Below are 23,071 nucleotides of genomic sequence, written 5' to 3' on the forward strand. Positions count from 1 at the left end.
ATGTACTATGAATGCTTTGACTTCTGCTCTTCTTCTCGAAGAGAGAAATCGATCCTCTGCTTCAACTCTGGCTGACCATATTGCTCAGCAAAATTGAAGATACATTGTATTCAGTTGTGAAAGTGCACTGTTGGCCATCATTAATCACCCCACGTAGGTGCCGGGCTTGCCCCGGCTTCCGTACGCCTTCGGAATGTTACCGATGGTGTACCCCAACAGCTCAAGAGTGGAAACCAGCGTCGCTTCTGGCAACAGACATCAGACCAGGCTCCTGGTCGACCTGGAAGTGGAACACGCTCATGTGTCTGAAGTCTCTTCAGACGCGTGCTCAAGCTCCCTAGAAAGGAGGTGATCCAGCCGCACCTTCCGGTACGGCTACCTTGTTACGACTTCACCCCAATCACTGACCCCACCCTCGACGCTTGCCTCCCAATGGGTTAGCCCAGCGGCTTCAAGTGTTGCCAACTTTCGTGGTGTGACGGGCGGTGTGTACAAGACCCGGGAACGTATTCACCGTAGTGTGCTGACCTACGGTTACTAGCAACTCCAACTTCATGGAGGCGGGTTGCAGCCTCCAATCTGAACTGAGGCCAGGTTTGACGAGATTAGCTCCCCCTCGCGGGTTGGCAACTCTTTGTCCTGACCATTGTAGCGTGTGTGTCGCCCAAAGCGTAAGGGCCGTGCTGACTTGACGTCATCCCCGCCTTCCTCCGTCTTATAACGGCAGTTTCGCTAGAAATATCCAACTAACGACAGGGGTTGCGCTCGTTGCGGGACTTAACCCAACATCTCACGACACGAGCTGACGACAGCCATGCAGCACCTGTGAACCCGCCCCGAAGGGACAGCCCGTTACGGCTGGTGCAGGTCCATGTCAAGCCTTGGTAAGGTTCTTCGCGTTGCATCGAATTAAACCACACGCTCCGCTGCTTGTGCGGGTCCCCGTCAATTCCTTTGAGTTTTAATCTTGCGACCGTACTCCCCAGGCGGACCACTTATTGTGTTAACTGCGACACTGAAGGGGTCGATACCCCCAACGTCTAGTGGTCATCGTTTACGGCTAGGACTACCAGGGTATCTAATCCTGTTCGCTCCCCTAGCTTTCGCACCTGAGCGTCAGGTACTTCCCAGGACACTGCCTTCGCCTTTGGTGTTCCTCCGGATATCTACGCATTTCACCACTCCACCCGGAATTCCGTGTCCCTCTGAAGCCCTCAAGTCAGACAGTTTCCATAGTACTTCGTCAGTTGAGCCGACGACTGTCACTACAGACTAATCTGACCGCCTGCGTGCGCTTTACGCCCAGTAACTCCGGACAACGCTCGCCCCCTACGTATTACCGCGGCTGCTGGCACGTAGTTAGCCGGGGCTGATTCCTCTGGTACCGTCCGTTCTCGTCCCAGAGAAAAGCAGTTTACGATCCGAAAACCGTCATCCTGCACGCGGCGTTGCTCGTTCAGGGTTGCCCCCATTGACGAAAATTCCTCACTGCTGCCCCCCGTAGGAGTCTGGGCCGTTCTCAATCCCAGTGTGGCTGATCGTCCTCTCAGACCAGCTATCGATCGCAGTCTTGGTAGGCCATTACCCCACCAACCAACTAATCGAGCGCAAGCTCATCCTCGGGCGCCGTTTCCGGCTTTGCTCTCGCGAGCATATGCGGTATTGTCGGCGATTTCTCGCCGGTATTCCTCACCCCAGGGTAGATAACCCACGTGTTCCTCACCCGTCCGCCACTCCCTGTTTGCACAGGGCGTTCGACTTGCATGTGTTAGGCACGCCGCCAGCGTTTATCCTGAGCCAGGATCAAACTCGCCATCCAATGTTTTTATAAACACATATCTCTGCAAGACATGTGAAAAAGCATGGTAAGTTGCGATCATGGCCAAGTTACATTAACATTGGCTTGTTTCGCAGATTATTATGGATACTTGATGTTACCATCAAGCCTCCGAATTGACAGGAACTGGTTCTTAATGTGTTGTTGTTCCAGTTGCTGTTCTGCTTTCCACTCTTCAGTTGTCAAGGTACTGAGTCGGCAGAACCTTCATTCTGCCATTGAGCAAGCATTTGTGTTTTTTTCGTTCGCTTGTCTCGTGTGCTGTAGTATCGCATATCTGTTGTGCTCTGTCAAGCGGTTTTGGGACCACTTTTGCGAGCCGTCCGAAATCCCGTTGTTCTCCCTGGTTCCGCTTGGGAACCGCCGCGAAAAACGGCCTGGAACACTCACAGACGTGGTCATCCCGCGTAGGGTGAGTGATGGGGGGAATGGTGATCCCGGAGGAGCTACCTTACCGTAGCACAGCTGCGATGCGAGAACAGGAGCACCCACGCTCATGGAGGCGGGTGATTGTTTCTTTTTTGACAGCTTGATGATTATGCCACAATGAATAGCAGTTGTCAAGCATTTTTAAGAGAAAATAAAGCGCAAAGTCACTATTTCTCAGAATAATGTGATGCCTGCCATTGCTGCCGTTGTTGCTGGGTTCTGGCAAATGCTTCGTTGATATGTTTGTCGTGCCTGGCAATCTGATCGCGGAGCTCAGAAAGCTTTGAAACGTATATATCCAGCCAGCGCACAATAGCAGCGCTATTCGTCAGGCAGATATCACGGTACATTTCGGGATTGCCAGCAGCCAGCCGTGTAGCATCTCGAAAACCAGACGAGGCTAACAATGAGGCATCCACCCAGGTTGGATCATCAGCAACAGTAGCCATGAGGGCAGTTGAAGCTAGAAATGGGAGATGACTGATGCCTGCTACCAACCCATCATGTTCTGCCGGATCCAGGAAACGCAGACGAGCACCAAGGGTTTCTACTAAGGCCGCGACCATGCTCACAGCTGTCGCCGGAGTGCGGCTGGTTGGCGTCAAACAATAGATGCAATCTTTGAATAAATCAGCATCAGCGACCGCCACACCACTCATCTCTTTTCCTGCCATGGGATGCCCACCAACAAAAAAGGCGTGCTCGGGCAAAAATTCTTCGGCCCAGCTAATGACCTGAGATTTCGTGCTGGAAACATCAGTAACCACGGTACCCGGCGTTAATGCGGGAGCGATCGTTTGCAAGAGAGATCGTACCGCGCCAACAGGAGTCGCCAGGATAACCAGGTCAGATCCATTCACCGCATCCACTATGCTCTCATAAGCTTGATCGATTGCTCCAACTTTAGAGGCCTGTGCGCTTACTCCACGGCCCAGGTCATAACCTGCGATCTGCTTCGCCGCATTCGCTTTCCGCAAAGCTAACCCAATCGAACCACCAATTAACCCCAGACCGATAATGCTTACCTTATTAAACATGACAGAGCACTCCTTCTCGCGCCGTAAATCTCAAACCCACACGTTCCCGCAATGAATTGAGTGCCATTATACTAAAATGGCACCCAAAAGCATAGAGGAAGCGAACGTCGCTTAAAAGAGCGAGGATAGATGCCAGAATTGCAGGTGCTCGCATACACCATCCAGGGCAAGTGCTCCCGCATAATGCGGATCCGCAGGAAGCGCATAGAACGTCCAGTGGCTCACAGATTTGGGATCCTCACGACAAGCCAGCAAGCGAGGATCCCGGTCAGGCTGTAATGTAACGTCAAAAGAATCCAATGGAATTGATAGACCCTTGCCGCGCGCCTTGATATAGGCCTCTTTCCTGGTCCAACCCGCAAAAAAAGCTTGCATCTTTTGTTCAATCGGCATCGCATGTAGCTGCGCTTTTTCTATGGGTGAGAAATAATGCTCTGCCAGTTCTTCGTACTCAACATTAGTACGCATATACTCTACATCAATACCAACGCGATTAATACATGTAAAGGCGTAGACAATGGTGGTATGCGAATGGGCCAGGTTAAAATAGAGTGGCAAAGCTAAGTCATGGGAGGCTAAATTAGGCTTGCCAAATTCGTTGTACTGTAACATGATCATTGATGGATCAACCGCACAGTATCGACCCAGTAATACCCGTAGCGCCCCACGAGCAATAATAGAGCAGTTGCGGTCTCGCTCAAAATAAAACCTCTGTGCTCGTGCTTGTTCATCTGGACTTAAGAAAACAAGCAGTTCTGGTATCGCCGCAAGCCACTCGTCAACAAAAACGCGCCAGACATGGATCTCGTCGGGCTTCAAAACCATTGTTGAGGGTGATTGAGTCCATGCTCTTTCCAACTTTACCATCCTTTAGTCCGCTTAATTAAACAGAAAAAAAGAGAGCATGAGCATCCAGGCGCCATGCCCCTTTTCACAAAGCGAATCCGGTATAGTCCGTAGTCACAGCGATTAAAAATACACTAACTCTTCTAACCATCCTTCCGATTGAGGTCCGATGGCTTCCACTAGCATGTTTGTAACCTGATCACTTAGCAACTCGGACTGCTCGGTCCGGTAAAGGTTCAAGAAGCGCTGTACCAGCGAAATGTCGTAACGAGCCAGCAGGTCTGATGCCAGCTGCTCAAGTAGAAGCTCATAGGTGAGATACTCTTCCGGCGTTGTGTCGTCATACCAGTCAAAGCCTCGCACCGTTACCGGGGTCTTCCCATCAGCTTCCGGCTCAAAAGCTTCGCTATATTGCTCATGCAGATCTTTATTGACCACACCCTGGACCCCATCAAGCTGCTGTGAAAGCCAGAGGGCAATAAACTTAAACTGCCATTCATCCGCCCACAATGGTGTCACTTCTGGCCAGGGACGAGGATCGTCTTCGAGGTAAGCGACCGTTAGCTCATGGTAGAGCATAAAAGCAAACTTTTCCGGCGTGATATCTCCGAAAATGGGATCGAGCTCGGTCGGCACAACCAGCGTCGGCGGGGTGGTGAGATCAGTCATATATGGATGGGGCGCATCAACCTCTTCGGATTCACTATGAGGCACCAGCGGCCAGTCCTCCATATCAACCAGCAGGACTTCAAAATCCGGCAAATCAATATGAAGGAGATTAGAGAGCCGCTTGCCAGCCAGGTCAATCTTTTCAGTTACCTGGCGAGCAAGCACCTCCTCACTCGCCGGATAATATATAGTGAAAGGCTCGTTCAGCGTCTCGTAATGGTCATAGGGAAAGAGCATGGGCACGGCTTAAGCCTTTCCTTCTTCCAGAAGCCTGCGGTCAGATTCCTGCATTAATGGTTCTGATTTGCCGGTTTCGATCTCTTTTATCACCTGCTCCTTTAGATCTTGCGGGCTGCTATTCTTGCGGAAGCGATGATAGAAACTTTTATACAGTTGCTGTAAGCGTTTCGGACTCAACTGCTTGTTCTCTTCATAATACTCAAGCGCGACCTGACCAATGGACCAGGTCGCGGCACCAGCTATGGCGCCGGCCACGAAGTCGCCTCCAAAGGGAACAGCTTTTGCAGCCTGCTGGGCCAGGTAACGCAATCCCAGACCACCAGCAATCGTGGCAATCAATTCACGCGCATGCTTTCTGGAGTCCGCGCTATCCATCTGTTCGCCATATAGCGCGGCCAGGCGCAATACCAGGCGTATCTGTGTACCAAGCAGAATAGGAATATCAACAAACGGAATTGGCTCCAGACCAGCCGCCAGGCTGAGCAGCGTTGAATTGCGAATGATACGCTGGGCGGCCGCACGCCGGTAAGCAGGCAACTCTCGTCCGATCGCCAGCGCAGCTTCAGGACTCGACTCAATGATAACCGGTATCAGTTCCTCGGCGATATTAGCGCCGGTCTTGGCTGAAACAGGAATGACGCCAGGCGCTTCAAGCTGTACGGCGACTTCCGTTGCCAGTTGATCACCACCCTCACCACCTCTAAGCTCGTCGATTTTGTTGACTGCGACGATCGTTGGTTTGTCGAAACGCTTGATCACGTTATACAACTCACGATCGGCTGCCTGCAAGCCCTTCGATGCATCGATCAAAAACACAATCACGCTGGCCTGATCCATGCCACTCTCCATCACATCAGGCAAGTGTCCCGGAGTATCCACGAGGGTGAAAGGACCAAAGTCGGTACGCACCAGGGTACGGGTCGTACCAGCTTGTGAAGAGGCTGGAGAAAGATTTTGCCCCTTCAAGGTATTAAACAGTGTGCTTTTACCTGTATTTGGTTGTCCAACGATAACAACGGTATTGTTCAGATTCTCTAGCACTTCTTGCTGGGCCAGATTCCAGTTGACAGCCTTCATCAAGCCTTGCACCATCGAGATATTCGCTGGCAGATTCCGCAGGGTGTGCAGCCCTAGCTCTTTAAAATTCTTGGGCTGTTTCCGTTCACGTAAAATGCTGGCAGCCAGGTCTTTTCTTAACTTGTCCTTGTCAGTATTTGCATTGGTGAATTTTTTTATTAGCCACGCTCAACTTCCTTCCCTGACATCATTTACGAGACTTCTATAAAACAATATGACGTGCGTACAAAATCACTGTCTGTGCCCTCTGGTTATGTTCAGCAACACAGTTTACAACAATAGTACGAGCGTCTATCAGAGTGCGTTTCATATAACCTATGTCATACTCCATAATTCCCCTCAACAGACCCTTGAGAGAAATGTTCGTCTCTTGATTCTAACATACTGCACAGCTTTTAGACCATAATATTTCCACTTTAACCCATATGCGAGATAAATGCAATAAGAGCATAACATGCAGGAATTCTTCTCCGACTGGCTGCAGTCATGCAGACAAGTCATGAATCATGTACAGCTATTCTTGACATGTAAGCCTATTTTCTGACATAATCGGACTTGTAGAACTACATTCCGATCAGAAACACTCCGTCTCATTACATTTTCGTTATAGAGGCAATATATGCAGAATACACCAATGCGCAATGATCCAGCAGAGCAAGATTATACGGCTGGCTTTGAGCGTATTATGTGGTTGTCAGAACAGGCCAAACTTCATGGCTGGCGCTTAAGTGATCGCCAGCTTTTTCACGAAATTATCCAACGCGAACGAGCCGCCCGCATTAGTGAGAAAAGCTCTCTTCCCATTATCGGGTCCGAAGTCCGATCCGCGGCGTGGAATCGCGGTCAGGCCGATGCGTTACGCAGCCTGCTACGCGCACAGCGCGAAAACAACAAGTAATATGAATATCGCCACACCTATCTATACAGGACCTCAACCCGGCTCTCCAGAACAGGTTCAGGCAATCATTGCGGAGCTACGTCGTCTCTATCCAGAAGCAGCTTGCTCGCTAAACTTTTCAAATCCGCTGGAGCTGTTGATCGCGACCCAGCTCTCAGCTCAATGTACTGATGAGCGAGTCAATATTGTCACCGCCAGGCTGTTTAAGAAATATACCAGCGTTGAAGCCTTTGCCGGTGCCTCGCAGGAGGAGCTTGAACAGGATATCCGGTCCACGGGTTTTTATCGCAATAAGGCGAAAAACATTCGTGCAACCTGCCAGCGTTTGATTACCGCCTATGATGGCAACGTTCCCCACACTATGGAGGATCTGTTGACGCTACCAGGAGTGGCGCGCAAAACCGCCAACGTTGTGCTGGGCAATGCCTTTGGGATTGTGGTTGGTTTTGTGGTTGATACCCATGTGGGACGCCTGGCACGGCGCTTTGGCTGGACAACGAGCACCGATCCAGTCAAGGTTGAACAAGAACTCATGCTGATTGTGCCAGAAAAAGACTGGCTCGACCTTTCACATCTCCTTATTTTCCATGGCCGCGCCATCTGCGATGCCCGTAAACCCTTATGCGAGCGTTGCTCACTTACCCACCTTTGCCCTTCAGCTTTTAAAGCGACACCAATTCGCAGCGCCAAGCCTTGACAGATACCAAAATTATGAAAGCCAGATGAAGAAAAGGTAGACTGATTAAAATTGTATAAATATAATTAGTACTTCTTTACTTTTTCCAATAAGGGGTAGACAAGTAGTGTATAATAGAAAAACGCCGTAGGTGCGTGATTGCTTAGAGTAGATTGCCTATTGGAAGCAGCGCGATAGCGAGCGTTTAATTACAACACTGGGGTATTACCCCGAGAATTGAGAATGTGAAATGTCATATACCGACCAAATCCTTAACTGTCGCGATTGCAACCAGGAATTTACCTTCACCGCCGGTGAGCAAGAATTTTTTGCTAGCCGTGGCCTGACCAATGCCCCCAGCCGCTGCCCATCATGCCGCTCCGCCCGCAAGCAGCAGGGTGGTGGACAGGGCCGTGGTGGTTACAGCCGCGGTGGCAATGGTGGTTACCGCAGTGAGCCACGCCAGATGTATACCGCTATCTGTGCCAGTTGTGGTAATGAGGCTCAGGTACCTTTCCAGCCACGCGAAGATCGCCCCGTCTATTGCAGCGATTGCTTCCAGAACCAACGCGATAGCCACTCGGGCGGCCGAGGAGCCCGCTGGTAATCTGTAACCAGTTTGCTGGTACACACAGATAATACTTGTATGGAAACGGCCCAACTTGTAAGTGCGACACGCAGACATCTGCCAGTGCGCTTAACAGTTGGGCCGTTTATGTAACTCATTTATGTGCTCGTCTAGCTGCTCCTCTCGTTACCAGTTTCCGCATAGACACCGAAAGAGTCAGTGGGTCCAACAAGAGCGGATGACTATTCAATAGCACATACTGCTTTGTATTTTCCCCACTCAGTGTACACCGGACATATTTGTAGAGCAGGAAGGATGCTTCATGAAAACCAGCAACCAATCTCGCAATTTCACCAAACAGGTTCAGACAGATTTACTTGCACTCAGCGATGCTGATTTATTTATTACAATTCATCAATGGATGGGTGGTGACAATCTGGATGCATCGGTATTGAATGTTGCCGAAGATACATGCCTTGCTCTGGGATATACCCGGGTATCCACTGATTCCGCAACGGAGACCAGTTGGCAGGCCCCTTCTTCCACACAGTTACGCGCATTGCTTACAGCGATGGATATCAATCAGTTTGCGCACCATGTTATCCCCGTAGCCTTCCAATCCCTGCATACAATCTATCCTGAGTGGTATGAAGGGGTAACTTTTAATGCCCACCTGGCCAACTATTTACGCCGGTTACGCGCCTCCAGGGCCGCCCAGAATGCTTAATTCAAGGGGAAGGAGGCTATCCTTGCAAGGATAGCTCCCTTTTTGTTGCATCTATAGACGTATCCATAAAGCATCCGGCAGAACAACTGCATCAACTACAGTTACGCGTGCTTCTTCCCCGTCGGCCTGCAACGTAACAGGCTGCTTACTCTCGATATGGATGGCGCGCGCTCGATAGAAAGTGACTTCCGGCTCGTTCACGTGTTTGCCCTGCTTGACGCCTGGAAAGAGCTGGAGCACACGCCAGAGAGGAGTGTAATCGACAACGCAGACATCAAGCAGACCATCTGCATAATCGGCCTGGGGATTAATCTGAAAGCCTGCACCGTAGGCTGGCCCATTGGTTACAGCCATCAAGACATAGCGTTTCTCAGTCGCCTGCTCAACAATTCCATCGTCCAGGCGAAAAGTCAGCCATGGACAACGATTGAAACCAAAGATAAGCTGTCTCAGTGCCGCCACATAGTACAGTCCCGCTCCACTCATCAAGGGGATATTTTTCATACGATTGGTAAGCGCGCCAATCTCGGCATCCATTCCGATGCTAAAGCCGTTGGCAAAATAGGTGTCATTCACGCGACCCGCATCAACATTGGTCAGACGACCATTGAGCGCACGTTCAATCGCTTCACCTGGCTGACGCGGGAGCTTTAACGTATTACAGGCAAAGTCATTGCCAGAGCCAGCTGCCACAATGCCGAGAGGCACACGGCGACCAGAGGTCAGCAATCCATTCACGACTTCATGAACGGTACCGTCTCCACCTACCACAATGACCTCTCGATTGGCCATCGCGGCTTGCTGTGCCAGATCTTTAGCCTCGCCGGGTCGACGTGTCTCGCTATAATCGATGCGCCGCTGATCCCGATAACGCTGTAACAAGCCGCGATATACCTTCATATTGCCCCGATTGGCAGCCGGATTCAAAATAACCAGAGGTTTCCCTGCGGGAGCCGATGTCTCCATGGCAACAACTCCTTCTAAACTGAGCTACAATGCCAGCCATTGTAACATCTTCGTTCGTTGACAGCAATGCTTACTCGCTTACTACATCTGCCTGAGATCCAGACCCCTGTTACGCTTTCTACGACTGCCTGCGACACTGGCTAATCCAGGTGAAAAACCTCTTCCAGTTCCAGCATAGCCTGATCAGCATGCAGGCCGGGAGTGATCTCGAAGAAGCCATCCATGTACGTTTGCCAGCGTGTATTGATCTCTTCTTGATCCATCCCTTTCAATACAGCCGCGAAGCTATCCTCAACCTCGACGTAGCCAAATATCGTACCATCCTCGCGCATGAACAGGGAATAGTTGTGCCAGCCGTTGCGACGCAGTGCCTCTTGCATCTCCGGCCAGACCGCGCGGTGCCGTTCGCGATACTCCTGGATCTTCTCGGGTTTAACGTTCAATACAAATCCAACACGTTTCATAATACAGCTCCTTCTGTAACTATAGACGATAGAATTTCCGTGCATTGTCAACCCAGAGCTTGCGCCGGGCGCTGGGAGAGAGATGAGAAGTTAAAGCATCCAGCGTTTCAACCCAGCGCGGATAGCTAGTAGCCTGTAAAGCCACCGGCCAGTCACCACCGTAGAGGATGCGGTCCTCTCCAAAAGCGGAGATAACGTGATCCACATAGGGCGCCAGGTCCTCGAGAGTCCAGTGTTCTGGATCGGCTTCTGTGACCAGCCCACTAATCTTGCAGACGACGTTAGGCTGCGCCGCCAGGGCTTCAATATGTCGCCGCCAGGGATCTAAAAGATGGTCTTTGATGTCGGGCTTGGCGATGTGGTCAAGGATGAACGCGGTATCAGGACAACGACGAACCAGTTCGATCGCGCTCTCCAATTGTGTATGGCGCACACAGATATCAAAAGAGAGGCCATACTCGGGCAGAATCTGGACACCACGAATGAAGTCCGGTCTCAAGCAGTACGTATGGTCCTGTTCACCTTGCAACAACCGCCGTACGCCTTTGATCAGGGGACTGATGCTGACCAGTTCGTCAAGATAGGATCGAACGCGCTCACCGTTTTCGACCGGGGCATAAGCAACAATCGCACGCAGACGAGGATCTTGCCTGGCCTGCTCAGCCACCCATCTAGGTTCGATCAAGGTGTAGTGCGGGTCAATATCTACTTCAATGTAGACCATCCCTTCAATATCTATCCCCTCTGTATGTTGGTGATATTTGGGGAGCTCATAGCGACGATTTAATAGTGCGTTCTCGTCTAACCAGCTCATGCGAAAGCGTTCGGGATCCCACAGATGGACATGGGTATCAATAATCGGGAAGTCAGGCATATGTACGATACTACCTTTCTACTGGCAACGCTGCGTTAAAGGTATGATTCCATAATCTGCTATCACTGTAACCTGAAACAGGCGAAATAGAGACAAAGTAATAGCATTCACATCATAACATACCAGGCGGTGTGAATAGTGATGCCCGGGCATCATCATTCACACCGCCTTCCACAGGAACACCCGTCCATACCTGGACGCTTACATGCGGATTTTGGGACGGTATTGAATGGCTTCGGCGACGTGATTGGCAGCGATAACATCGCATTCAGCCAGGTCAGCAATTGTACGAGCCAGCTTGAGAACGCGGTGAAACGCGCGTGCCGAGAGGTGAAGTTGTTGCATGGCCGCCTTCAGCAGTTTCTCGCCACCGGTGTCGACATCACAGAAGCTGCGCACCTCGGCCGGTCCCATCTCCGCGTTACAGGTCAGGCTGGTACCTTTCAAGCGGCGCAGCTGCCGTTCACGCGCCTGCTGGACACGAGCCTGAATCGTAGCCGATGATTCGGCGTTACGTTTGTCAGCCAGCTTTTCATAGTCGACGCGTGGCACTTCAATGTGAATGTCGATGCGATCGAGCAGCGGACCGCTGATGCGCTTCTGATAGCGGGCAATCGCGGTGGCCGAGCATGTGCATTCGCGTACAGGGTCCCCGTAAAAACCACAGGGACAGGGATTCATAGCGGCCACCAGCATAAAATTGGCGGGATAAGTGATGCTGCCATGCGCCCGCGAGATGGTGACAATCTTATCTTCTAAGGGCTGACGCAGTACCTCCAGGACGTTTTGACCAAACTCGGGTAATTCATCCAGAAAGAGTACGCCGCGATGGGCCAGGCTAATCTCTCCCGGCCGTGGAATACGGCCTCCACCAACCAATCCAGCATGACTGATAGTATGATGCGGCGCACGGAATGATCGCTGGCGAATAAGCGGCACGTCGGAAGAGAGCATGCCACTGACGCTGTAGATCTTGGTCACCTCGAGAGCCTCTTCAATCAGCATACGCGGCAGAATCGAGGGTACGGCACGCGCCAGCAAGGTTTTGCCCGAGCCGGGAGGGCCACTCATCAAAAGATTATGTCCTCCACTGGCTGCCACTTCCAACGCCCGCTTTACATGCTCCTGACCACGGATCGCCGACATCTCCTGACCTGTATGGAGCTCACTATCGTGGTCAAGCAGGCTGCTATCAGGGGTATATTGTTGAATCCTGGTGATGCCGTTTAAGTGTTCAATGAGCTGATATAACGTTTCAACAGGATAAACCTCGATCCCCTCAACCAGCGTGGCTTCTAAAGCGTCGACGGCTGGTACAAAAACAGTTTTGACATGCCGCTCACGGGCCAGGGCGACCATTGGCAGCACACCGTTGGTGTGACGCACACTGCCATCCAGAGAAAGCTCCCCCAGAAACAGGGCATTATGAATTAATTCGCTATCCGCTATCTGCTCCGAGGCAATCAAAATGCCGATCGCGATCGGCAAATCATACACCGGACCCTCTTTACGCAGATCAGCGGGCGCGAGATTGACAGTAATACGCTTGAAAGGAAAGCTACAATTGCTGTTTTTAATGGCGGCCCGCACGCGATCCTTGGCTTCGTTCACGGCCGCATCAGGCAAACCAACAATTGTGAAAGCGCTCATTCCGGTCGCCAGGTCCACCTCAACTTCAATCAAAGCCCCTTCCAGCCCTACCACTGCACAGCTACGAGCCATTGACAACATATCTCGTAGGTCCTCCTCTATGTGGTTTTTCTCCCTCTATTAATGCGCATTATGTACAGGCAAAGAGGAAATTGCAACATAAACAGAACAGTAATGTTACCAACTACCAGTTAATCTGTGAATTTTCTCACTGCAATAGAGACCTTTCTATATTATTATTCTATATACCACAAGCTCAAAAGAGAATTTTAATCTTTATCAGCGTTCTATAGATATCTCAACAAAAGAGCGATCTAAATATTATAGAAATCATATGAAGAAAGAGGAGATGTTATGCACCTAAAGCGTTATCAGCGGCCACTCTTTGGTAGAGCCATAGGATCTCTATCGTTAGCGTTCCTTGTGCTGCTCTTCGCCAGTTGTTCCGGCTCACCTGAGACATCGCAGCCTGCACCAACCCCCACGCCAGCATCAAAAACCATTCCGACGCCTAACTTGGATACTACATTGGTAAAGTTCGACCCAGGTCTGCCACCCGATGCGCTTAAGGCTCCGGTTGTGGGAACGGTACCGGATAACCAGATCCTGCATATCAGTGTAGCATTTAAACTCGATCAGAATGCACTCAATCAGATTGGGAAGAATAGCAAGTTGCCACAGGGTAGTGCAAAAAGCGCAACCGAGATGGCGAATAGCCTGGGTATTAGCCAGGAGGTCATGCAGAAGGTTCAAGCCTACTTTGGCATCCAGGATGCGACCGTTCAGGCTGGTAAGTTGCGTACAGAGCTGACAATTGATATGAAGGCCGGTTCTGCCGCCAGACTGCTAAAGACGAAGTTTCTCCTGCATAGCTTGAATGGACGCCAGTTTTATGCTCCGGACCCCAAGCAGCCACCGATGCTGCCAAAATTTGTGCTGGATAATACGGTAGCCATTACCGGATTGGATAACTATAGCTCGCCACCCGAAAAACATAGTATGCTGTCTGCTCAAAATATCCAGACAACGCAGCGTTCACAGGCAAGCTGTCTACGCCCAGGGGCGAATCCAGGTATCGTTGAGCCAGCCGCCCTGGCCCATGCCTACGGCTATGATCAGCTCTGGAGCCACGGAATTCATGGCGAGAACCAGACCATTAGCATTATAACCTTCGATGGCTTTGATCAGGACGATGTAGCAAATTATTTCGCCTGCGTCGGTTTCCGAGGAACATTGAAAACAGTCAATGTCGATACCCCTGCTCCAAAGCCCGAAGGTGAAACCACACTGGATCTTGAAATGATCGCCGGTATGGCTCCGTCCGCCAATATTGTTGTCTACATGCTTGACCAATCAGATCCACAAGTAAAAACCTCGTCGTCGAATGCCTACCTGGATGTTCTGCAGCGCGTTATCGATGACAATGCCAATAATAAAACCGGTGGTGTTGTGTCTACCAGTTGGGGCAGCGCGGAAGAGCTCAAGTCTAATAATTACCTGGCCGCGGTCCATCAACGCTTTCAGCTTATGACCCAGGTTGAGCACCTTACAGTTTTCGCATCCAGCGGAGATTGTGGCGCCTTCAATATGGGAGTCTATAATCTGCTCTCCGTCGATTATCCCGCCTCCGATCCCTCTGTCGTCGGCGTTGGCGGCACCACCCTTACCTTAAGCGGCAATAATACACGCGCCAAAGAGGTTGCCTGGTCTAATGGTGAGGATCAAAGCACCTGCAAAAATTCGTGGGGAAGCGGTGGCGGCGTGAGTACACGCATCGAACAACCTAAATGGCAAAATGCCCCGGGCGTTAATAATAAATATGCTCATGGCATGCGACAGGTCCCGGATGTCTCCGCTGTTGCTACCAATCTGCCCATCTATTATGGTGGAGAGTGGCTCGTGGCGGGCGGCACCAGCGCGGCGGCCCCGATCTGGGCAGCAGGCTGGACCCTGGTAAATCAAGACTTAAAAGAGTCCAAACAGACCCTGATCTTTAGTCCTGAGCCAATGTACTGGGTGGTCAATAACACGGGCAGCAATAAAAATCCTTACTTTGATGTGGTAGAAGGCGATAACCTGTATTATAAGGCGACCCGCGGTTGGGATCAGCCTACGGGTATCGGCACCCCTAATCTCTATACCATCTATAATGTGCTTGCCTCTGGCGTCTGATCAACATAGACATAGAGGCTACCAGCGTTGCGTCCGACGCAACGCTGGTAGCCTCTATGTCCTCCTGGTGACTCACAGGCGCCACCACTTCTGATACTGTGTGAGCGCACGCTGGAGCGCTTGCCGGGTATCATAGCTGAAGATTGTCTGGCAGGTCTTGAGCTCAGGAGCAGTATCATACAGATCAATAATGCCAGTGTCAGCGTCCATCAGGGCTTCAACAGTGGCCGCTGAACAATAGGGAGAGTAAGACGCACTATACCCGCCTTCAGTAAGCACAACAAGACGCCCTTCACAGACTTCATCAGCCAGTTTGACCACCATTGTAGCCAGGTCGCGATACCCATCCATGGTCATCATCATTTGCGCCAGCGGATCCAGCCAGCAGGCGTCCTGGCCGGCAGAAACCAGGATCAGTTGTGGCTGATACTGGCGCCCAATCGGGAGAATAATGCGTTCAAAGGCGGCACGATAGCCACGATCACCGGTGCCGGGTGGCAAGGGAATATTAATAGTATAGCCTTCCCCGGCGCCACGACCTACCTGTTCTAAGGTTCCGCTATTTTCAGGAAACCAGTCCTGCTGGTGCAGCGAGACAAACAGCACGCCGGCATCTTCATAAAAAGCATCCTGCGTGCCGTTGCCATGGTGCACATCCCAGTCGATAATCATGATGCGCTCCAGCCCATAGACACGTCGGGCATAGTGCGCGGCCACCACCACGTTGTTAAAGATACAGAACCCCATTGCCTGGTTGCTGGTTGCGTGATGACCCGGTGGGCGCAAGAGGGCAAACGCGTTCGATACACGTCCTTCCAATACAGCCTGAACAGCATTCATGGCTCCTCCGGCCGCGTAAAGGGCAGCCTCCAATGAGCCAGGACTCAACACGGTCTCTTCGTCTATCTCTCCCCAGGACGCACGCAGTGGTCCTTGTGTGTTGTCCCTGGCCCATAAAGCGATACCGGCAATGTATTCAGGCGTATGGTAACAGTCCAGTTCGGTAGCGCTGGCAGGACGAGCTGGAATGCTCTGCATTCGTGCGCTCAGGCCGGCTCCATCCAGAAATTCTCTGGTGCGCTGCGTAATAATCGCCGCAGACGGGTGAGGCTGTGGTGAAAGGTCAAATGTTCCTGTACGCAACCGCACCCTGGCCTCGATACCGGTATCATGCTCAAGAAACCGCTCATCATAGACCAACCCCGTACGCGACGTCGTTCTATCCATGTCGTCCATTCTATTCCCCATCCCTCCCAGAAATATATAACTTTTTCTATCAGATATGATAAGTGATTGATCAACCTATGCATATATCGAAAATGATCTGCCAAACGTGTTAAGAGTAGAGGGTTGGTAATCCATCGCAGGGAGGATGGTCAAGGGGTCCTACGCCTGGCTCATTAGCGTGTACATGTTTCCCGAACTAGTGTATAATGCGAATGCGGGCTTGAAAGCTGCCCGGACAACGATAATATTTATTCATACTTAAAAAATCGTCCTGCTTAGCCCTACGATGAGCAGTCTCCTCGTCGGTTATTTTTAAAATTTACCAAATTTACCAAATTTAAAAGCTTACAAGTTTACAAGCTTATAAATTTATAGATTTACGTTTACATGCACACAACATGCGTGCCTTCAATATATTCCATGGCATAACTGCAGATGCGTAGTTTTGTTGCATGTTGTCATAGCAGCAAACACACAGCTCAAACAATTGAATACGCCGCTCAATCGTGGCCGTTTTGCTCCTTCAGATCAATCTCAGGGGTTGGTTGGCATGTCATAGATACGTATCAGATCACTGACGTGCCTTGGAGCGTTGGACCCAATAGCACTTGAAAAGCGTTATGATAATAGTATGATGGTGGGGGAAGATAAACATCACTATTTCCTATTTTCATCCCCCAATACATTCGATGTTCCCCGTTTACAAGGCAGGGCAATTTCACTGGAGGAACGAATGATAGAGACAATACCATCTGGTACAATACTCCATGGACGGTACCGTATTGAACGTGTACTGGGTAGCGGTGGCTTTGGCCATGTATACCTGGCACTCGACCAGATGACAAATCAGCAAGCTGCGGTTAAAGAATACTTAGTAACCGGAACCAGTGGCCAGGAGCAACTGAAGCATGAGGCACGAGTGCTCAGCCAGCTGCATCATCCTAACCTGCCTGCCTTCATGGATACCTTTATTGAACATGGGCGCTATTATGTGGTCTTGAGCTACATCGAGGGCGAAGATCTGACGGACCTGATTCGCGTGACTCGTCAGCGCAATGATGTCATTCCTATTGCTCAGATGTTGAACTGGACTCTGTCCATCTGTGATGCTGTGATGTTTATGCATAGTCAGCGTCCAACGGTCATCCATCGCGATATCAAACCGGATAATATTCGTATCACCCCCAATGGGACAGCCGTCCTGGTCGACCTGGGTAACGCCAAGGCGGCGGCCGATGGCGCCCGAACCCTGTTCTTTATTCGCCACCAGGGCACACCCGGCTATGCACCACCCGAACAATATCCAGGTGGTACAGGCACCGATACGCGCTCCGATGTTTATGCGCTAGGCGGCACGCTCTACTTTGCCCTGCTCGCCGCTGAACCTCCCAGTGTCTCTACGCGCAACCAGTCGATCCAGCAGGGTCGCCCGGATCTTCTTTCGCTGCAAGAACATCTGGCCAATAATCCACCCGAAGAAAGTCCAGAGGCGAACGCGGCCCGGCAGTTCCGCCTTGGTGTAAGCAAGCCATCCAAGCCAGCACCACGCCATTCGCGCCATATTGCTCAACTGGGCGCTCTATCGCCAGAGGTGCTGAACGCATTGAATCATATCATTCAAAAGTCGATGGCACTGCGTCCCAGGGATCGCTATCAATATGTCGCGGACTTCGCCAACGATCTGAAGAATGTGATCGCGGCCTTGCCACAGCCACCTTCTCCACATCGGCCCAAAGATCCAAATAGCACCCAGCCTAACCTGGCTGAGCTCTATGATACCATTCAGGCCAGCAAGGGAAATGCCGCCAGCCAACCTAATCCACCGCTGACGCCGCCCTCGTCGCCCACACATGGTTCCAATACGGTGTGCCCCCGGTGTAACAATCCGCTGGCTCCCACCGCCTCTTTCTGCCCACGTTGTGGCCTGTCTTTGACCAATCCAGGCGACCATCCAAATATACCAACTCAGCATGCCAGTACGTCTGTTGCCCAGGCTGATCAAACCTTGATTATGTCTCAGGAACAAATGCGGCAGGCTGCTACAACACATGCTCATGGTGGACAGCAGCCTGGCCATATGCAGGCGCCCCCGACTACTCCCAGGTCCGAGAACTATCCAGCATATCAGCATGGGAAGTCGTCTCAGGCGCAGGCTATGGCCATGCCAGCTCCATCGCTTCAATCAAATATGTCAACTGGTCACAATTCATCCTCACATCCAGCCACCGGTCGCGCTACCGGCAATAACGGTATAGGACAAGAGATACCGCGCTGGCTGATCATTGGCGGCATTATTATTCTGGTCATCCTGCTCGTAATAATCTTTGCGCTTATGCGCCACCTGTAGCTTCGGCCTCCAGGCCTTTATGGTCAGGCCAATTGCTGATCTATGCCGGCTTTATTCCCACATTTCCGCGAAAGAGCGACGTACACGTCCCAACCAGGCTGGCAATGAAGTTGCCCAGGCCAGGCGCTCAAGCAGATCATCGATGACCGCGCTTTCAGCTTCTTCATCGGCATAGAAGAGATCTTCCAACGGCCCATTCAGGGTCGCGATAGGTGAGATAAGCGTAAGAGCATCTACCAGCAGATTGGCCTCTCCACTGGCCGGGGGACAGAGCTCACGATACCCCTGTAAGAAGCTACGTATGCGCTCAGGCGCCATCCCGCGCTTAACCAGTGGAGGTGTGGCATCGCTGCCGGGTAACCATGCCAGGGCGCCAAAATAAAAGAGGGCATACGCGACTTCAAAAATGCGCTTCTCCCAACGCGCCGCTTCCAGCCCGGTCACAGCGCTAACTCCAAATGGTCCAAATCGCAGATTTAAGGCATGGTAATCACCATGGATGTGAAATTCGGGTAGGCTGTGATTGCCTCCAATCGACATCATCGCCTGCGGCAAAACGGCTTCCCATTGGTCGACCCATTCTTGCAGGGCCGAGTTGAGGGCCTGCAGCGATCCTTCAGCTGCCCTGCTCCGGGCGAGGTTAAGGTATCCCTGCACCAGGCTGCCGATCTGAGCCTCAACCGGCCAGCGATTTTGCGCTCCCTGGTATTGTTGAGAGGCCTGGTGGATGCGGCCAAGCATCGCCCCCGCCGACTCAACCCAGTCCAGGCTGCGTTGACTGGAGGTACTGAAGAGCTCTCCTCCAATCTGCTGCTGTATCTCAAATAGGTCTTCGCCTATCTGTACCATCGGATCGCCCTGTGGTGTACGTAAAAAAGACGGGACCGGGATGCCCGCGTCCTTCAGGTGCTGCTGAAAGGCATAACGAAAATGTATATCTTCTCCCAGTGGACCCTGCGGACGCTCACGCAGTACATAGGGCTGCCCCGCTATTTCAATCGCCAGGCTCAAATTATCACTACCTGAGACCTCTAGCGGTCCTTGATTGTTCCAGGTGGAAATGCCAAAAGCCTGCATGACCTCGTTGAGATCAAGCAGGTTTTCGTCTGTGGCATTATCTTCAGTTGGTTGTTGTTCGAATTCGTTCATGAAAGGTTGGTTTCGTTCTAGTGCTCTTAAATTTCTACCGGCAGGTCCTGACGAGTGCCCCATTCGTTCCAGGAGCCGTCGTAGTTGGTTAACTGTGGATACCCCAGCATAGCCAGACTAAATAGCACAGTCGTGGCGGCGACCCCTCCATTGCAGTACGCAACCACGTGCTGCTCAGGTTCGAGGTTAGCTGTTTTGAAGATGTGCTGCAATTCTTCGGTTGAGCGGAAGGTTCCATCTTCAGGATTGATCAATTCTTCACGCGGCAGGCTGATAGCTCCGGGAATATGACCGGCGCGGCCCGCGCCACGGACAACGGTGCCTGTATATTGGCCGCTATCTCGCGCATCCACCAGGGTAGTGCCTTTCTGGTTGACAAGCGCCAGTACCTCTTCAGCGGTCGCGCGCAGTTCAGGCCGAGGCTTAGGGGTAAAGGTGGCGCGTGGATAGCTGGGAATGATGCGATCCACGGGGCGCCCCTCACGCTTCCATTTGGCGAACCCGCCGTTCAACACGACGACGCGCGTGTGCCCATAATAGTTCAAGGCCCACCAGAGCCGTGTGGCAAACTGCGAAGCGGGATGGGTGTCGTAGACGACAACCAGGTGTTGATCTCCAATACCGACGCGTGCCATGGCGTCGGCAAACTGCGAAGCGGGAGCAAGCTGCGCCTCGACGGGATCATCATGGTTGACGATATCCTGCGTCCAATCGATATACACCGCTCCCGGAATGTGCTCCTGGGCATACTCATCAGGAGCGCCCGTATACACAGCTTCCTGCTTCCCTTCCTTCACCACTGTCTTCACATAACCACGCATATCGACTACGCGAATAGCTGGATCAAACAGGTTCTCCTCCAGCCAGTCGGTCTCCACCAGAAATTGCGAACGGCGCTCCTGTTCCATGTTACAGTTCCTCTTTCTAAGTTCCTCTTTCTAAGAGAATAAACCGGCCGCGTCAGGATTGTCTGTGCTGACGAAGTGGGCCGGCGAGCCGAAGACGGTCATCGGTTTTACATCCAGGATACGCATGGATGTGTTGGGCGTCTGCGTTGTTACATAACGCTGCACGACCAGGCCGAGCGGCCGCGCCAGCACCAGAGCCGCAGTTGATGCCAGAATAACGTTGTTGGCGGTGCTGTACGGTCGGCGTAGTTTGGCAACCGCCATGGAAGAGAGGCCGGTTAGCAGACCCGCGACCGCCAGATTGGTACCACAGCGCTCGTGTACCGCCAGTTCAGGCTGGGAGCTGCGCAGCAGTTGTAGAGCCTGCTGGGCCGCCGGTAAGATCGCTTCGGTCGGCACATCCCCAAACACAAAAAATCCGGCGGCAAACGAAATGCCGGAGAAACGGACCTCTGGAAATTTACGGGAAAGCAGAACGATGGTGGCATGTTCTAGAGCGTGATTCTGCTTGACTGCGCCACCCAGTAACATCTGCTGGGCAACTTGTACGACGGGATTGATCGAACTCATAGTTTTTTGTCCTTCCATAGGAGCAGGCAACTCGGCGCCCCCTGGCGCCTGCCTACAAACACGACGGCTTGCATGCTGTTAACAACTTCCTGCTCGCTGTCCATATGTTACGGACCATATGTAATATTAAATACGACTATTTCGTCCCCAAAGTTGATGACATCACCGTCATTGAGCATGACCGCTTGAAAAATTCGCACATTATTGACCAGTGTGCCGTTGGAACTCCCCACGTCATCCAGGTACCAATGCCCTTCTGAAAACCAGAGCCGCGCATGTCTCCGCGACACCGAGCGACCGGGAATGATCAGATCGTTCCCATTGGTGCGACCAACGGTCGTCACATCCTGGTGGAAGCGATAAGAACGCCCTACCAGAGACTCCGGTCCGGTCTGTAAGGTTAGACGCGCCAGCACCGGACGCCCATTGACCAGGTAGGTGTCTTTGCTGGCCCGTGGATTGGACAATTCATCACCACAAGTTGTACAGTAGAGCCGCGAACTGGGATTGGGCGCGCCACAACGGAAGCAAATCACCGGGGTACCACCAGCCAGGGATCCACTGGGCATAGAACTGATGTTAGCACCTGAGCCACTGGATTGGCCTGGCATCGTGCCGGGATTTGAACCTCCTCCCATAGGGGGAGGGATCGGTGGCACTACCCTGTAGAGACGTGGCAGGGATAGGTGCGACGCGGCCAGCGCGCCCGTCAGGGCTTCTATCAGGTCTTCCGCCGCCTGATAACGATCAGCGGCTTGCTTGGCGGTCATCTTTTGCACGACCTGGATGACGGGAGCCGGCACGCCTTCTGCCGCCATGCGTTCAACCGGCAACGGTTCGTTCAGATGCTTGACGGTAATCGTCAAAGGACTGTCGGCGATAAATGGGACGCGGCCCGTCAGACAATGGAAGAGTACGATGCCAAGCGAGTAGATATCGCTGCGGCGATCAACCCTTTGCCCCATGCCTTGCTCTGGCGCCATATATTGTGGCGTGCCAATACCGGTACCGACCCGGGTTAAACTAGTCGATTCCTCAAGGATCTTGGCGATGCCAAAGTCAGACAAGAGGAGATGCCCGTCGCGGCGCAGCAACATGTTCGCCGGCTTGACATCACGATGGACGATACCATTGCGATGCGCGCAATCGAGACCTTCGGCCGCCTGAATGATGAAATCTACCGCTTCGGGAACCGGTAGCGCGTGCTTGAGGCGATCCTTGAGCGTGCCACCATCCACGTATTCCATGACGATATATGTTATATTATCCTGCTCACCGAAATCATGTATTTGCACTATATTGGGATGCGCAAGCTTCGCAACCGAACGAGCCTCCTGCACAAACCGTTTCACAAATATAGGATCTTTGGCATGATAAGCAGGTAAAACTTTGATTGCCACGTGGCGATCCAGGGTTGGTTGATATGCTTTGAAGACCGTCGCCATACCACCAGAACCAATACGTTCGACGATACGAAACTGCCCCAGGGATTTCCCTATGAGTGTGCTCATGTCGCCGCTGTTCCCTGCCTGCTGAGGATAGTTATTTCCTGGTTGCATAACCCTGACGACTCCCTCTATTCCTGCCATGTGATGAAATGACCAGCATATCCACTTTTAGCAATATAACCGTGCTGAATTGAATATATGCACGATCCGTGGTCTGGCCCTTTATGGCTGGGCCAGACCAGACGGTCGTTGTTTCTTCTCTATCTTCCTGATTATACAGGTATTAACGCGT

19 protein-coding genes and 1 rRNA gene are annotated in these 23,071 nt (G+C 51.9%); 6 read left to right on the forward strand and 14 right to left on the reverse strand.

What is annotated here, in order from left to right; genetic code table 11:
• Positions 1–341 precede the first annotated feature (341 nt).
• The 5 genes from AABA21_RS14855 to AABA21_RS14875 form a co-directional block, all read right to left on the reverse strand.
• Positions 342–1,819 (reverse strand): 16S ribosomal RNA (locus AABA21_RS14855).
• A gap of 614 nt (positions 1,820–2,433) precedes the next feature.
• Positions 2,434–3,303, reverse strand: a complete 870-nt coding sequence (locus AABA21_RS14860) for a prephenate dehydrogenase (protein ID WP_338251369.1) — start codon at positions 3,301–3,303, stop codon at positions 2,434–2,436.
• Between the two features lie 111 nt (positions 3,304–3,414).
• Entirely contained in the window at positions 3,415–4,170 is a 756-nt protein-coding gene (locus AABA21_RS14865; protein WP_338251371.1) for a 4'-phosphopantetheinyl transferase family protein, read from the reverse strand.
• A gap of 102 nt (positions 4,171–4,272) precedes the next feature.
• Complete coding sequence (locus AABA21_RS14870; protein ID WP_338251373.1) at positions 4,273–5,061, reverse strand: hypothetical protein; 789 nt, start codon at positions 5,059–5,061, stop codon at positions 4,273–4,275.
• Positions 5,062–5,064: 3 nt separating this feature from the next.
• Positions 5,065–6,135: a GTP-binding protein gene (locus AABA21_RS14875; RefSeq protein ID WP_338251375.1), complete on the reverse strand. Its 1,071-nt coding sequence runs from the start codon at positions 6,133–6,135 to the stop codon at positions 5,065–5,067.
• Positions 6,136–6,754: 619 nt separating this feature from the next.
• Between AABA21_RS14875 and AABA21_RS14880 the strand changes: the two genes are divergently transcribed.
• The 4 genes from AABA21_RS14880 (at position 6,755) to AABA21_RS14895 (ending at position 9,004) form a co-directional block, all read left to right on the forward strand.
• The gene (locus tag AABA21_RS14880; protein ID WP_338251377.1) at positions 6,755–7,033 is read left to right on the forward strand and encodes a hypothetical protein; all 279 of its coding nucleotides are present in this window, start codon (positions 6,755–6,757) and stop codon (positions 7,031–7,033) included.
• A gap of 1 nt (position 7,034) precedes the next feature.
• Positions 7,035–7,730, forward strand: coding sequence for an endonuclease III (gene nth / locus AABA21_RS14885; protein WP_338251379.1), 696 nt, complete (start codon positions 7,035–7,037; stop codon positions 7,728–7,730).
• Between the two features lie 229 nt (positions 7,731–7,959).
• On the forward strand, positions 7,960–8,316 hold the full coding sequence (locus AABA21_RS14890) for a zinc-ribbon domain containing protein (RefSeq protein ID WP_338251382.1): 357 nt from the start codon (positions 7,960–7,962) through the stop codon (positions 8,314–8,316).
• A gap of 283 nt (positions 8,317–8,599) precedes the next feature.
• Complete coding sequence (locus tag AABA21_RS14895) at positions 8,600–9,004, forward strand: hypothetical protein (protein ID WP_338251383.1); 405 nt, start codon at positions 8,600–8,602, stop codon at positions 9,002–9,004.
• A gap of 51 nt (positions 9,005–9,055) precedes the next feature.
• On the opposite strand, the gene AABA21_RS14900 is transcribed toward AABA21_RS14895, so the two are convergent.
• The 4 genes from AABA21_RS14900 to AABA21_RS14915 form a co-directional block, all read right to left on the reverse strand.
• On the reverse strand, positions 9,056–9,970 hold the full coding sequence (locus AABA21_RS14900) for a diacylglycerol/lipid kinase family protein (protein WP_338251385.1): 915 nt from the start codon (positions 9,968–9,970) through the stop codon (positions 9,056–9,058).
• A gap of 140 nt (positions 9,971–10,110) precedes the next feature.
• The gene (locus AABA21_RS14905; RefSeq protein WP_338251387.1) at positions 10,111–10,434 is read right to left on the reverse strand and encodes an L-rhamnose mutarotase; all 324 of its coding nucleotides are present in this window, start codon (positions 10,432–10,434) and stop codon (positions 10,111–10,113) included.
• Between the two features lie 19 nt (positions 10,435–10,453).
• Positions 10,454–11,308 (reverse strand): amidohydrolase family protein, encoded by an 855-nt coding sequence (locus tag AABA21_RS14910; RefSeq protein ID WP_338251389.1) that lies wholly within the window; start codon positions 11,306–11,308, stop codon positions 10,454–10,456.
• Between the two features lie 201 nt (positions 11,309–11,509).
• Positions 11,510–13,039 (reverse strand): YifB family Mg chelatase-like AAA ATPase, encoded by a 1,530-nt coding sequence (locus AABA21_RS14915; RefSeq protein WP_338251391.1) that lies wholly within the window; start codon positions 13,037–13,039, stop codon positions 11,510–11,512.
• Between the two features lie 273 nt (positions 13,040–13,312).
• On the opposite strand from AABA21_RS14915, the gene AABA21_RS14920 reads away from it, so the two are divergent.
• Positions 13,313–15,130: a S53 family peptidase gene (locus tag AABA21_RS14920; protein ID WP_338251393.1), complete on the forward strand. Its 1,818-nt coding sequence runs from the start codon at positions 13,313–13,315 to the stop codon at positions 15,128–15,130.
• Positions 15,131–15,202: 72 nt separating this feature from the next.
• On the opposite strand, the gene AABA21_RS14925 is transcribed toward AABA21_RS14920, so the two are convergent.
• Positions 15,203–16,357 (reverse strand): class II histone deacetylase, encoded by a 1,155-nt coding sequence (locus tag AABA21_RS14925; protein ID WP_338251395.1) that lies wholly within the window; start codon positions 16,355–16,357, stop codon positions 15,203–15,205.
• A gap of 733 nt (positions 16,358–17,090) precedes the next feature.
• On the opposite strand from AABA21_RS14925, the gene AABA21_RS14930 reads away from it, so the two are divergent.
• Entirely contained in the window at positions 17,091–18,704 is a 1,614-nt protein-coding gene (locus AABA21_RS14930) for a protein kinase domain-containing protein (RefSeq protein WP_338251397.1), read from the forward strand.
• Positions 18,705–18,755: 51 nt separating this feature from the next.
• Here AABA21_RS14930 and AABA21_RS14935 read toward each other — a convergent pair whose 3' ends face one another.
• The 4 genes from AABA21_RS14935 to AABA21_RS14950 all read right to left on the reverse strand — a co-directional run bounded on the left by AABA21_RS14935 (position 18,756) and on the right by AABA21_RS14950 (position 22,890).
• The gene (locus AABA21_RS14935) at positions 18,756–19,853 is read right to left on the reverse strand and encodes a phosphotransferase enzyme family protein (protein ID WP_338251399.1); all 1,098 of its coding nucleotides are present in this window, start codon (positions 19,851–19,853) and stop codon (positions 18,756–18,758) included.
• Positions 19,854–19,879: 26 nt separating this feature from the next.
• Positions 19,880–20,761 (reverse strand): sulfurtransferase, encoded by an 882-nt coding sequence (locus AABA21_RS14940; RefSeq protein ID WP_338251401.1) that lies wholly within the window; start codon positions 20,759–20,761, stop codon positions 19,880–19,882.
• Between the two features lie 30 nt (positions 20,762–20,791).
• Positions 20,792–21,331 (reverse strand): DUF6391 domain-containing protein, encoded by a 540-nt coding sequence (locus AABA21_RS14945; protein WP_338251404.1) that lies wholly within the window; start codon positions 21,329–21,331, stop codon positions 20,792–20,794.
• Positions 21,332–21,438: 107 nt separating this feature from the next.
• The gene (locus AABA21_RS14950; protein ID WP_338251406.1) at positions 21,439–22,890 is read right to left on the reverse strand and encodes a protein kinase domain-containing protein; all 1,452 of its coding nucleotides are present in this window, start codon (positions 22,888–22,890) and stop codon (positions 21,439–21,441) included.
• Positions 22,891–23,071: the final 181 nt, after the last annotated feature.

The sequence above is a fragment of the Dictyobacter halimunensis genome (genome assembly GCF_036245075.1).

Bases quoted from the DNA above. Each gene is read 5' to 3' on its own strand.
- AABA21_RS14940 (WP_338251401.1), bottom strand. From the start codon at position 20,761: ATGGAACAGGAGCGCCGTTCGCAATTTCTGGTGGAGACCGACTGGCTG.
- AABA21_RS14945 (WP_338251404.1), bottom strand. From the start codon at position 21,331: ATGAGTTCGATCAATCCCGTCGTACAAGTTGCCCAGCAGATGTTACTG.
- AABA21_RS14865 (WP_338251371.1), bottom strand. From the start codon at position 4,170: ATGGTAAAGTTGGAAAGAGCATGGACTCAATCACCCTCAACAATGGTT.
- AABA21_RS14910 (WP_338251389.1), bottom strand. From the start codon at position 11,308: ATGCCTGACTTCCCGATTATTGATACCCATGTCCATCTGTGGGATCCC.
- AABA21_RS14925 (WP_338251395.1), bottom strand. From the start codon at position 16,357: ATGGATAGAACGACGTCGCGTACGGGGTTGGTCTATGATGAGCGGTTT.
- AABA21_RS14860 (WP_338251369.1), bottom strand. From the start codon at position 3,303: ATGTTTAATAAGGTAAGCATTATCGGTCTGGGGTTAATTGGTGGTTCG.
- AABA21_RS14900 (WP_338251385.1), bottom strand. From the start codon at position 9,970: ATGGAGACATCGGCTCCCGCAGGGAAACCTCTGGTTATTTTGAATCCG.
- AABA21_RS14935 (WP_338251399.1), bottom strand. From the start codon at position 19,853: ATGAACGAATTCGAACAACAACCAACTGAAGATAATGCCACAGACGAA.
- AABA21_RS14915 (WP_338251391.1), bottom strand. From the start codon at position 13,039: ATGTTGTCAATGGCTCGTAGCTGTGCAGTGGTAGGGCTGGAAGGGGCT.
- AABA21_RS14895 (WP_338251383.1), top strand. From the start codon at position 8,600: ATGAAAACCAGCAACCAATCTCGCAATTTCACCAAACAGGTTCAGACA.
- AABA21_RS14875 (WP_338251375.1), bottom strand. From the start codon at position 6,135: ATGAAGGCTGTCAACTGGAATCTGGCCCAGCAAGAAGTGCTAGAGAAT.
- AABA21_RS14890 (WP_338251382.1), top strand. From the start codon at position 7,960: ATGTCATATACCGACCAAATCCTTAACTGTCGCGATTGCAACCAGGAA.
- AABA21_RS14905 (WP_338251387.1), bottom strand. From the start codon at position 10,434: ATGAAACGTGTTGGATTTGTATTGAACGTTAAACCCGAGAAGATCCAG.
- AABA21_RS14920 (WP_338251393.1), top strand. From the start codon at position 13,313: ATGCACCTAAAGCGTTATCAGCGGCCACTCTTTGGTAGAGCCATAGGA.
- AABA21_RS14950 (WP_338251406.1), bottom strand. From the start codon at position 22,890: ATGCAACCAGGAAATAACTATCCTCAGCAGGCAGGGAACAGCGGCGAC.
- AABA21_RS14880 (WP_338251377.1), top strand. From the start codon at position 6,755: ATGCAGAATACACCAATGCGCAATGATCCAGCAGAGCAAGATTATACG.
- nth (WP_338251379.1), top strand. From the start codon at position 7,035: ATGAATATCGCCACACCTATCTATACAGGACCTCAACCCGGCTCTCCA.
- AABA21_RS14930 (WP_338251397.1), top strand. From the start codon at position 17,091: ATGATAGAGACAATACCATCTGGTACAATACTCCATGGACGGTACCGT.